This window comes from Microcystis sp. BLCC-F209, from assembly GCF_041928595.1.
GTDB lineage: Bacteria > Cyanobacteriota > Cyanobacteriia > Cyanobacteriales > Microcystaceae > Microcystis.
Genome location: NZ_JBHFLL010000144.1, coordinates 1 through 1,721 on the forward strand (window position 1 = coordinate 1; position 1,721 = coordinate 1,721).

Here is a 1,721-nt window from a genome sequence, read left to right on the forward strand (position 1 = left end):
TTGTAGGAACCCATGACATCAGATTGAACCAGAATCCCCTTATCTGTACGATATAACCCTCGCGAAATTCTTTTTCCTGAAAACACTGGCTTTTCAGTTATCTGTCCATAAACGGGGAGAGGATCGTCATTCAAAAAATTAGAAGCTGAGGTATAGTATTCTTCTTGAATAATCACTTTAATTCCCGCTAATTGACATTTATAACTAATCATCTCAATTAATCGAGCATGAGGGATGGTCACAAACTTTTGATTGTTGACTTTCCCTAAGTTTACTTCTTGTTTCCAGCCGTCATTTTTCCCAATTACTAAAGTTGTTATCTCTTGGTCAACTAAGAGATTGACTAAATAACGACTAGCCTGATGAAGATAATCATCTACTTTCTGATTACGACAGCGAGTTAAACGGCGAATTCTCTGGGAACTTTGACGATTACCTTTTAACAGAGATTGCAACTTAGCTCGACGTTGGTTATAAAATTGATTCAGGCTTTTTAACGGTCTGCCATTAATCAACAAAGGGATAAAGTCCGGTTGATTTGAAGTTACAGCCATCAAATTATCTATGCCTAAATCTATCGCAGCTATCTTTTCATTAGGAGCTAAGAACTGTTCGGTTTTCTCATAAATTACCTCAATTACATAACAATCACATTTAGGAACTATTATGACTTCTGCTATGCGCTCTGCTACTCTTTTCGGCAAGGCAATTGAAGTCCGGTGATAGTTTGACCAATCCTTCCCTAAGACCTACTTTGCTTATAGCTTGAATCGTGTAAACTAAGAGATTTCGTCCTTTTTTTGGCTCCTTATAGCCAGGAATTTTGGGTTTTCCCAGAAATTTATCGGGGTGACTTTTAAACTCCGATGAAGCGGCAAAAAATGATTGCCAGTTCCGGTCTAATCTTCTTAAAACTTGTTGGGAAACTTTAGCGGGTAAAGCTTGATACTGTTCTGTCTCTTTCATGAGAGAGGCCATCTGATTATAGGTCAAATAGCCATGACCATAAATGAAGTTTTGTCGGATTAAATAATTGGCTGAGTTGTAAAGATTTTTAGACTGCCAAGATAAATTATCTATCTCAGCCCAAAATCGATGTCCTTTCTTGATAATGTGTCTTTCTGCTACTAACATTATTATTCGTTGTCTTTTAACTCAGCGTCGGGTTTTGAAGGGTTGTCATCCGTTGTGATAATTGTACCAGAAGGCAATTGATAGCCTGTTAAATTCCCTTGTTTCCACCACCTCCAAGCCGTTCGATAACTTATTCCTGCTTTTTTTGCATAGTCTGATAGTTTCATGTCTATATATTACCATCCCTGACTATATCTGACTATATTTCTATTGAAACTTTACAATACTAAATCCAGTTATTGCATGAGTGCCTCTCTTGATATGTAGCCCATACTCAACGGATTTAGTATTACCTGCGATTTTATCACTCAATCCAAGCCTTTGGAGGGTTCTACCCCCCAAAGCCCTAGGGTTGATTCATTTAAATTAAGCAGGGCTTGCTGAATAATGGTAAAACCCTTTTAAAATAAGGCTTTTGACCTGTTAAAATCCGATGTTCATGCTGCGAAAATAGGATTGGGACATTCAAAAACCTTGCATTATTCTTCTTTTAGTCCACAAATTGGTACAAAAAGCAGGGCAACAAAGCCTGAAACGACCGACGACTGGCTACTGACTCCTGATACTAAATCTGGTTATTAAAAACT

The 1,721-nt window shown here is 37.7% G+C and carries 3 protein-coding genes; all 3 read right to left on the reverse strand.

Features of this window, described 5'->3' with window-relative positions:
• Nucleotides 1-704 (reverse strand): RNA-guided endonuclease InsQ/TnpB family protein (locus ACE1AQ_RS09110; RefSeq protein ID WP_374808275.1); only part of this gene is annotated, 704 nt, incomplete at its 3' end.
• Nucleotides 655-1,134 (reverse strand): transposase, encoded by a 480-nt coding sequence (locus ACE1AQ_RS09115; RefSeq protein ID WP_374808277.1) that lies wholly within the window; start codon nucleotides 1,132-1,134, stop codon nucleotides 655-657. The genes ACE1AQ_RS09110 and ACE1AQ_RS09115, both read right to left, overlap by 50 nt.
• A 2-nt stretch (nucleotides 1,135-1,136) precedes the next feature.
• Entirely contained in the window at nucleotides 1,137-1,301 is a 165-nt protein-coding gene (locus ACE1AQ_RS09120) for a hypothetical protein (protein WP_254053024.1), read from the reverse strand.
• Nucleotides 1,302-1,721 lie beyond the last annotated feature (420 nt).